This window comes from Microbacterium sp. (genome assembly GCF_026393345.1).
Taxonomy (GTDB): Bacteria; Actinomycetota; Actinomycetes; order Actinomycetales; family Microbacteriaceae; genus Microbacterium.
On the sequence record NZ_JAPLAI010000001.1, the window covers coordinates 1 to 8,813 of the forward strand.

The 8,813-nt window shown below is 70.0% G+C and carries 9 protein-coding genes; 1 reads left to right on the forward strand and 8 read right to left on the reverse strand.

Annotation, left to right across the window (positions count from 1 at the left end):
* Positions 1-68 precede the first annotated feature (68 nt).
* The 6 genes from rpsG to NT132_RS00030 form a co-directional block, all read right to left on the reverse strand.
* A complete protein-coding gene (gene rpsG / locus NT132_RS00005) occupies positions 69-539 on the reverse strand; it encodes a 30S ribosomal protein S7 (protein WP_297782868.1) in 471 nt (156 codons plus the stop codon).
* A gap of 5 nt (positions 540-544) precedes the next feature.
* Entirely contained in the window at positions 545-913 is a 369-nt protein-coding gene (gene rpsL, locus NT132_RS00010; protein WP_067194597.1) for a 30S ribosomal protein S12, read from the reverse strand.
* Positions 914-1,188: 275 nt separating this feature from the next.
* Complete coding sequence (locus tag NT132_RS00015) at positions 1,189-2,748, reverse strand: DUF5684 domain-containing protein (RefSeq protein WP_297782877.1); 1,560 nt, start codon at positions 2,746-2,748, stop codon at positions 1,189-1,191.
* 10 nt (positions 2,749-2,758) lie between these two features.
* Positions 2,759-3,421, reverse strand: coding sequence for a spermidine/putrescine ABC transporter substrate-binding protein (locus tag NT132_RS00020; protein WP_297782880.1), 663 nt, complete (start codon positions 3,419-3,421; stop codon positions 2,759-2,761).
* An 80-nt stretch (positions 3,422-3,501) separates the two neighbouring features.
* Entirely contained in the window at positions 3,502-3,987 is a 486-nt protein-coding gene (locus NT132_RS00025; RefSeq protein ID WP_297782883.1) for a hypothetical protein, read from the reverse strand.
* Entirely contained in the window at positions 3,984-4,985 is a 1,002-nt protein-coding gene (locus NT132_RS00030) for an ABC transporter (RefSeq protein WP_297782886.1), read from the reverse strand. Before NT132_RS00030 ends, NT132_RS00025 begins: the two co-directional genes overlap by 4 nt.
* 115 nt (positions 4,986-5,100) lie before the next feature.
* Between NT132_RS00030 and NT132_RS00035 the strand changes: the two genes are divergently transcribed.
* Positions 5,101-5,697, forward strand: coding sequence for a hypothetical protein (locus NT132_RS00035; RefSeq protein ID WP_297782889.1), 597 nt, complete (start codon positions 5,101-5,103; stop codon positions 5,695-5,697).
* A gap of 4 nt (positions 5,698-5,701) precedes the next feature.
* Here the strand turns inward: NT132_RS00035 and NT132_RS00040 are convergent, their stop codons facing one another.
* Both NT132_RS00040 and rpoC read right to left on the reverse strand, forming a co-directional pair.
* Complete coding sequence (locus tag NT132_RS00040; protein ID WP_297782891.1) at positions 5,702-6,313, reverse strand: hypothetical protein; 612 nt, start codon at positions 6,311-6,313, stop codon at positions 5,702-5,704.
* A 141-nt stretch (positions 6,314-6,454) separates the two neighbouring features.
* Positions 6,455-8,813, reverse strand: a 2,359-nt coding sequence (gene rpoC, locus NT132_RS00045; protein WP_297782894.1) for a DNA-directed RNA polymerase subunit beta', incomplete at its 5' end; no start/stop codon positions are given.

The window sequence follows — 8,813 nt, forward strand, 5'->3', positions numbered from 1 at the left end:
GGTGTACTGCGAAGAGGGGGTGCGACGGGCCCAGGAACGCGGAAGGGTCCCTGAGACCGTCGAAGGGGTTACCAGCGGTAGTGCGCGAACGCGCGGTTCGACTCGGCCATCTTGTGGGTGTCTTCGCGGCGCTTGACCGCGGCACCGAGGCCGTTCGAGGCGTCGAGGATCTCGTTCTGCAGACGCTCGGTCATCGTCTTCTCACGACGACCCTTCGCGTAGCTGACGAGCCAGCGCAGCGCCAGGGTGTTGGCGCGGTGCGGCTTGACCTCGACCGGCACCTGGTAGGTCGAGCCACCGACGCGGCGGCTCTTGACCTCGAGGGTGGGACGGACGTTGTCGAGCGCCTTCTTGAGCGTGGCGACGGCGTCGGACCCGGTCTTGGTCTCGACACCCTTGAGGGCGCCGTACACGATCGACTCGGCGAGCGACTTCTTGCCGTCGACGAGGATCTTGTTGACCAGCGAGGTGACGATGGGGGCGCCGTAAACCGGGTCGTTGACGACGGGGCGCTTCGGGGCGGGACCCTTACGAGGCATATTCCTTAACCCTTCTTCGCGCCGTAGCGGCTACGAGCCTGCTTACGGTTCTTGACGGCCTGGGTGTCCAGGGCGCCGCGGACGATCTTGTAACGCACACCGGGCAGGTCCTTCACACGACCACCGCGGACGAGCACGAGCGAGTGCTCCTGCAGGTTGTGGCCCTCGCCGGGGATGTACGCGGTGACCTCGGTGCCGTTGCGGAGCTTGACACGGGCGACCTTGCGCATCGCCGAGTTCGGCTTCTTGGGCGTGGTGGTGTACACGCGGGTGCAGACGCCTGCCTGCTGCGGGTTCGCCTTCAGCGCCGGCGCCTTGGTCTTCGAGACCTTCGGCGTACGGCCCTTGCGAACCAACTGCTGAATGGTTGGCACGTTCTCTCCTTGATTGTGCTGCACGGTGACAGCGACGTGGTCTCCCCCGCTCGATGACGATTCGCGTCCGAGCGGGCTCACATGGATCCACCGGTCCGGCAGGATGACTGACGGATGGAGTGGTGGATATGCCGTGGGGGTGACCTGTTCGCAGGCCCTTCCCTGAGATGGTGCGCATCCTCGCGCCCGACCCCGTACCGAGGCACGACGCAGGGCGCGCGTGAGCGCACACCCGGTCAATCATACGCCGGGTGAGAGGGACGGTCAACCGAGCGTCAACGTTCCCGTCGGACCAGCCGAAGGACGGCATCCCCGAGCAGGAAATCGCCTTCTACTGCGGCGGTCGCCCCGGGCTCCACCTCGACCTCATCGACGACCACGCCGTTGGTGGAACCGAGGTCCGAGATCACCCATGCCTCGGACTGCCGACGGAGCAGCGCATGGGTCTTCGAGACCGTGCGGGTGTCTTCCATCACGGTGATCAGCTGCGCGCCGGGGGCGGAGTGCACCGGGACCGGCCGACGCCCGAGGACGACGGTCTCTCCGGTCAGCTCGACCACCGTGCCGTCCGGCAGGTGCAGCGACCATGCGGGGCGCTTCCGGGAAGCGATGACGGTGTCGTCGACGAAATCGCTCATTCCGGGGCGGAAGGCGGAGATCGAAGCTGCCGCGGCACGGGGCGCGCCAGCGGTGGGCGACCCGACGACAGCGGAGACGGCGCCGGACTCCGCAGGGAAGGCGTCCGGTTCCGGGACATAGGCCTGGCGAAGGACGGGCCGCGGCGCGAGAGGCTCCGGCGCCGGTTCCGGTGCCGGCAGGGGCTCGGGCCGGGCGGCCGGCTCGGGCTCGGGCTCCGGCTCGAAGATGCGTTGCCAGTCCGACTCGACCTTCGGCTGCTCGGCGGCCGGCTGTGGGGTGGACGGATGGGCCGGCTCCGGAAGGACGGGCTCCGCGACGGGCTGCGGCGCGGCGGGAGCGGGCTGCGGGGCGGGCGTGGGCTGCGGCGCGGCGGCGGCGGGCTGCGGCGCCGGAGCCTCGGCCGCATCCTCCGCCTCGGGGGCCGGCATCCACCATGACGTGACCGGGGCGGGCTCCGCGGGTTCCGACGCAGCGGGCGCGTCCCAGGACGGCGGTGCGTGGACGGGTGCGGGCGCCGGCGGCAGCGCGGGCTCGTCCTGCGCCCAGGGCGAGCCGGCGGGTGCGGATTCGACCGGGGCGGGGTCGTACGCGGGGGGAGGCGAGGTGCTCGGCGCGGGGGCGACGTTCGCGGCGAACGGGGCGGGCGCCGGAGGGATCCACGCCGACGGTGCCGGCACATCGCGCCGGGCCTCGAAGGGCTGCTCGCCGAATCCCTGACGACCGAAGTCGGGCGACAGGGCACGGAACGCCTCGCCGGTGTCGTCCCCGGCGCCGTAGGCGTAGGCGTCGCGGCCGGCGCGGGGCTCGGCGCCGCCGAAACCGAGGATGCTGGCCCACACCGGGAACAGCAGCGCGGCGAGCACCGTCATCCCGGCGCCATAGCCGAACGACGTTCCCACCCGGTGCGCCGCGGTGACCACGGCGACATAGACGAAGATCGGGCCGAAGACGGGGATGAGGTACAGCAGCAGCAGCCACCCGCTCAGGCCACCGAGACCGAGGAACACCACCGCGTTGTAGACCGGCACCCACGCCTTCCACCCGTCGATGCCGATCTTGGCGAACACGCGCGAGAGCGCGAGGGCCGTCCAGACGTAGACGATGACCGCGGGAATCAGCGACAGCAGCGTCAGCAGGACAAGGTCGCCCGCCTGCGGCATGAGCGGCGAGACGGAGGTGGCGAGTGCGGTGTGCATGGGCGGTGCCTCAGGGTCGGGGTCCGTCGAAATCACGGGGGTCGAAGGGGGCGTCGAGCGAACGGGTCAGCTCATCCAGGAGAGCCTCGATCTGGGGCTCGACGTAGCGGGCGATCTCCCCCTGTATGCGCAATCGATGATGCAGGAGGATGGCACACACCTCCCGGCCCACCATGTTCGCATAGTCGTCGGCGAGGCCCACCTCCTGACGAAGCGCGGCCTTTGCCTCGTCGGTCAACGGCGGGAGGGCGGGCGCGCTCGCGTCGGCCTGCTCGGCGAGGCCGGCGAGCGTGAACAGGAACGGTGCGCCCGGGGCGGGTTCGGGGTCGAGCGGCAGGCCCTCGAACTCCGGTTCGAGCCCTTCGGCCGGTCGATAGGTGCGGGCCCGGTTGCGCGCTGCCTGCTGGTCGAGTTCCGTCTGGAGGAGCGGCAGGTTCCGCGCGGTGTAGTCGGCGACGGCGCGGTCGACGATCGCCTTGATCCGCGTGGAGAGCCCGTGCTGCACGGCGTGCGGCGCATCGGCGCCGAGTCCTGCCGCGGAGAGGATCGGCGACCCCAGGCAGCGGCGGCACGGAGCGACCCGGCCGCGGTGGGTCGAGGGCTCCCAGCGCGGCAACCAGCGCAGCCAGGCATCGACGGCCTGGCTCACCTGCGTCTCAAGGGAGCGCTCCACGCACACCACGGTAGCCTCCCGCAGCCGTGTTTCCGCGGAACGGGGGTGAATTCGGCCGGATGCGGCGAGCCGCCCTTCGGTCACTCCTCGTCGTCGCGCTCCCACGGCCACTGCGGGCGAGCGGCGCGGGTGCGCACCAATGCGATCGCGGTCCACCCGGCGATCAATGCCGCCGCGGCCACGATGAGCCCCGGCCACCCGATCGCGAGGGAGCCGGTCACCGCCATCCCGGCGCCGATATCGGCAACCACGACGGCGGCGGCGATTCCTGTGATCAGAACGTACGCGAGCCAGGCGGCGACGACGACCACGAACGCGGCGCCGAAGGACGGATGCGGACGCCGGATGGTGCCCCAGACGGTCCCCGCGAAGGCTATCGAGGCCGCGGCCACGCCAATGACTCCGGGAACCTGCCCGAGGCCGGGGGTGGAGATGACGTCGGTGTCGGTCGCGAGGCTGGACAGGCCCAGCCCCGCGACGATCAGCGCGAAGAAACCGATGAGGCAGAACGCGAGCGCGACCGCCGGCCGGACCGGCGGCCGTGGCGGCGGCGCCTGCGTGCTCATCGCTGCTGCAGCTGCGGCCCCGCCTCGAGCGTGCGCTCGTACTCGCGCTGGGCGGCATCGTTCAGTTCGGTCACCCGGCGACCGCGTGCAGCGACCCACGCGCCGAACCAGATCGTGAGTTCACGACCGAGGACGAAGACGACGATCGCGTAGGGGGCGAACAGCTGCCCGGCCAGGAGATCCTCGCCCTCACGGGCGGTGAGCGTCCAGAATGGCGCCTGGAGCAGGGCACCGAGGATGTATCCCGCGTACGAGACGACACCGACGAGGATGCCCCAGATGACCCAGTGCGCCCAGCGCCCGCGGTTGAGAACCGCCCCGAGCAGCCAGAACCCCAGGAAGAACGCGACCACGGGCGTCCAGAACAGCCAGGACGTGAGGGTGCCGACGGTGTAGTCGAGCACGTTCTCACCCGAGAGGTACCCGAAGGCGAAGGCGGCGGCGAGGATCACGCCGAGGTAGAGCACCGCGAAGGCGAGGGCCGCGAGCAGGCCGATGAGTCCCGCCGCGCCGCGGTTGCCGCGGGGGCGGGGAGCCTCGGGAGCCTGCACGAAGATCGGCTGGGCGCCTGCGGCGGCGACGTAGGTGGGAGCGACGTAGGTGTCGGTTGCGTCATCCGTGTCGGCCGGCACGGCGACCGGTTCGACGGGCGCGGGCACGACGACGGTCTCAGCGTCCGCAACCGGGGTCGGGCGTTCCACCACGCCGTCGGGCTCGGCGGCACCCGGGGTCTCATCGAGCGGGCGGTCGTACCAGGCGGTCTCCTCGACGACCTCCTCCTCGACCACTGTCCCGCCGGCGGCGTCGCTCACGGATCCGGGCTCGTCACGGACCGTCCGCTCAACGACGGTCTCTTCGACGACGACAGGCTCGGCGACGGCTTCGCGGCCCGCGAGCTCAGCATCCGCGAGTCCCTCGTTCGCGCGCGCAACAGCGTCGTCCACGCTCGTGTCCTCCTCGACGGGTTCGCCGTTCGGGGTGGTGTTGGGGTCACTCATCGCAATCCGCTCCTCATGCGGGGCGCTCGCCCGCAACGCGAGAGTAGCCGCCCTCCGGCGACGACTCGCGCAGGCGCGCAGTCGTCGGGTCGAATCGGGGCGTTACCGTGAGCACATGACCGCCCGACACCGCCTCGCGACCGCCCTGGGACCGCTTGCGCTCGTGCTCGTCCTGCTGGCGGCGTGTGCTCCGGAGCCGGGCGCGCCCGCATCCGACTCACCGTCCGCCTCCGCGACCGCCTCTCCCACCGGGTCCCCGAGCGCGTCGCCGACCCCCACGCCGAGCGCGACTCCGGTGACGTTCCCGACCGACTGCCGCGCGATGCTGTCGGAAGCGGTGCTGTCGCAGCTGGGCGGCACGCCGCTGAACGATCCGGCGACGGGGGTGCCGACCGGGGTGCAGCCCGACGGCAGCCTGGTGTGCCTGTGGCGCGACCCCGGGGCCGACACCACGTTCCTCGAGACCACGGTGTCGCGCGTCGATCGCGGGCCCGCCCTCGAGCTACTGAACCGGCTCGCCGGCGAGCAGGGCTTCACCTGCTACACCCCCACCGGCGGGACGCGGTGCGAGAGGAGCTGGGTGAACGAGCAGTACCCGGTGCAGGATGGGCGCACCCTGTTCTGGCGCGACGGCGTCATGATCGACACCTCGTACTCGAACCTCGCGCCGTCCGGCTACACCGACAGCATCGTGGCGCACCTGTTCGGCTGAGCGACTACTCCGGCCAGAGCTGCTGCGCCATCCGCTCGGCGTAACGGTCCGGCTGCCAGCCCTCGAAGGCCGTCGTCACCCACAGTCCATCACGGATGACATCCTCTTCGACGGTGCTGCCGTCGGTGCGCAGGCACCGGATGCCGCCGGCGAACTCGGTGCAGACGAAGCCGCTGACCTCGAGCGTCGCTCGGGCGACCGACACCGCATTCGCCGCGACGTCGGAGACGGTCGTGACGATCCGCCCTGCGTTGACCCCGGTGAAGGTGCACGTGACCCGGACGGAGGGCGCCAGCGCGGCCGTGAGGGTCGTGGCGGCCGTGGCGGGAGGAGCCGTGTCCTGCACAGGGTCGCCACCCGCGCGCTGCGTCAGCTGCGACCAGAGGGCGTCCGTGTACAGCGCCCGGCATTCCGGGGCGGTCGTGTCGCCGACCAGGGCAGTACCTGCCTGAGCGAACGAGGGCACCGTGTTCGCGCCCCTCAGGGTGTCGCCGACGAGCGAGACCGCGGCGGGGATCGCAGGGACCGCAAGCACCAGGAGCACGCCGACGACGGCGGCGCAGCCGATACCGACCACCCACGCCATGACACTGTTGCGTCCCGCCACCCGCGCCACGATTCCTCCCCCCTCCACGCTACGTCCGCCGAGCCGCACCGCCGGGCAACGGCGCGCACACAACGCAGAAGGCCCCGAGCGTGATGCTCGGGGCCTTCGGTCGAGGATCGGATGCGGCGGGTTCCGCCGCATCCGCCCGATTCAGTTGTACGTGCCGGGCGTGAAGTCGTCCGTCGAGAAGCTGTCGAAATCGACGTAGCTCAGGTCGGCGTCGCTGTACGCACCGTCGGACGCGAAGATGCGGTTGGGGTACCGCTCGCTCTTCGCCTCCTCCGTCGCCTCGACCACGACGTTGCGATACTTCGCAAGGCCGGTGCCGGCGGGGATGAGCTTTCCGATGATGACGTTCTCCTTGAGGCCGACGAGCGGGTCGCGCTTGCCTTCCATCGCCGCCTGGGTGAGCACGCGGGTCGTCTCCTGGAAGGAGGCGGCCGACAGCCACGACTCCGTCGCAAGCGACGCCTTGGTGATACCCATCAGCTCCGGACGACCCGACGCGGCACGCTTGCCCTCGGCCACCGACGCGCGGTTGAGGTCGATGAACCGGCGGGAATCCACCAGCTCACCGGGCAGCAGGCCGGTGTCGCCGTGGTCGACGACGGTGACCTTGCGCAGCATCTGGCGCACGATGACCTCAATGTGCTTGTCGTGGATCGGCACACCCTGGGAGCGGTACACACCCTGGACACCGCCGACGAGGTACTTCTGCACCTCGCGGGCGCCCATGACGCGCATGATCTCCTTCGGGTCGAGCGTTCCGACCTGCAGCGGCTGACCGACCTCGACGTGCTGCCCGTCCTCGATGAGGAGGGTGGCGCGCTTGAGGACCGGGTAGACGTGCGGCTCGTCGCCGTTGTCGGGCGTGAGGATGACCTTCTTCTGCTTCTCGGTCTCCTCGATCGTGATCCGGCCAGCGGACTCGGCGATCGGGGATGCACCCTTGGGGGTACGCGCCTCGAACAGCTCCTGCACACGGGGCAGACCCTGCGTGATGTCCTCAGCGGAGGCAGAACCACCGGTGTGGAAGGTACGCATGGTCAGCTGGGTACCGGGCTCACCGATCGACTGGGCGGCGATGATGCCGACCGCCTCGCCGATGTCGACGACCTTGCCGGTGGCCAGCGAACGGCCGTAGCACTTCGCGCACACACCGACGGCGGAGTCGCACGTCAGGACCGAACGAACCTTGATCTCGGTGATGCCACCCTCGACGAGCTGGTTGATCACGATGTCACCGACGTCGGAGCCGGCCGCGGCGAGCACCTCTCCCTTGCTGTCGACGACGTCGGCAGCAAGGGTACGGGCGAACACCGAGTTCTCGACGTTGGCGTCCTTGACCAGGACGCCGTCGGCACCGGCAGAGGCGATCGGCAGCACCAGACCCTTGGACGTGCCGCAGTCCTCCTCGCGGATGATGACATCTTGCGAGACGTCCACCAGGCGACGGGTCAGGTAACCCGAGTCGGCGGTACGGAGGGCCGTGTCGGCCAGACCCTTACGGGCACCGTGCGTCGCGATGAAGTACTCCGCCACCGACAGACCCTCGCGGTACGAGGAGATGATCGGACGGGCGATGATCTCACCCTTCGGGTTGTTCACCAGGCCTCGCATACCGGCGATGTTCCGGATCTGCAGCCAGTTACCACGAGCACCCGACGACACCATGCGGTTGATGGTGTTGTCCTCCGGGAAGTTCGCCCGCATCGCGGCCTGAACCTCATCGGTCGCCTCGGTCCAGATCTTGATGAGCTCCTGGCGACGCTCGGCGTCGGTCGTGAGACCCTTCTCGTACTGGGACTGGACCTTCGCGGCACGCTTCTCGTGCACCGCGATGATCTCCGGCTTGTTCGGCGGGGTCAGCACGTCGCTCAGCGCCACCGTGACACCCGAACGGGTGGCCCAGTAGAAGCCGGCGTCCTTGATCCGGTCGAGGGAGGCCGCGACCTCCACCTTCGGGTACTCCTCGGCCAGCTTGTTGACGATCTGCGACAGCTTGCCCTTGTCGGCCTGTTCGCGAACGAACGGGTAGCCCTTGGGCAGGGTGTCGTTGAAGATCGCCTGACCGAGCGAAGCGTCCACGAGGCCGTGGCGCTCGTAGTTCTCGGGCGCCTCGCCCTCGAGGAAGGACAGACCCCGGATGCGGATGCGGACCTTGGCCTGCAGGTCGAGGGTTCCCTCGTCCTTGGCCAGGATCGCCTCGCCGACCGAACCGAACACACGGCCCTCACCGGCTGCTCCCGCCTTGACCGTGGTCAGGTGGTGCAGACCGATGATCATGTCCTGCGAAGGCAGGGTGACCGGGCGGCCGTCGGACGGCTTCAGGATGTTGTTCGACGCCAGCATCAGGATGCGGGCCTCGGCCTGAGCCTCGACCGACAGCGGCAGGTGGACAGCCATCTGGTCACCGACGAAGTCCGCGTTGAACGCGGCACACACGAGCGGGTGCAGCTGGATGGCCTTGCCCTCGACGAGCTGAGGCTCGAAGGCCTGGATGCCGAGA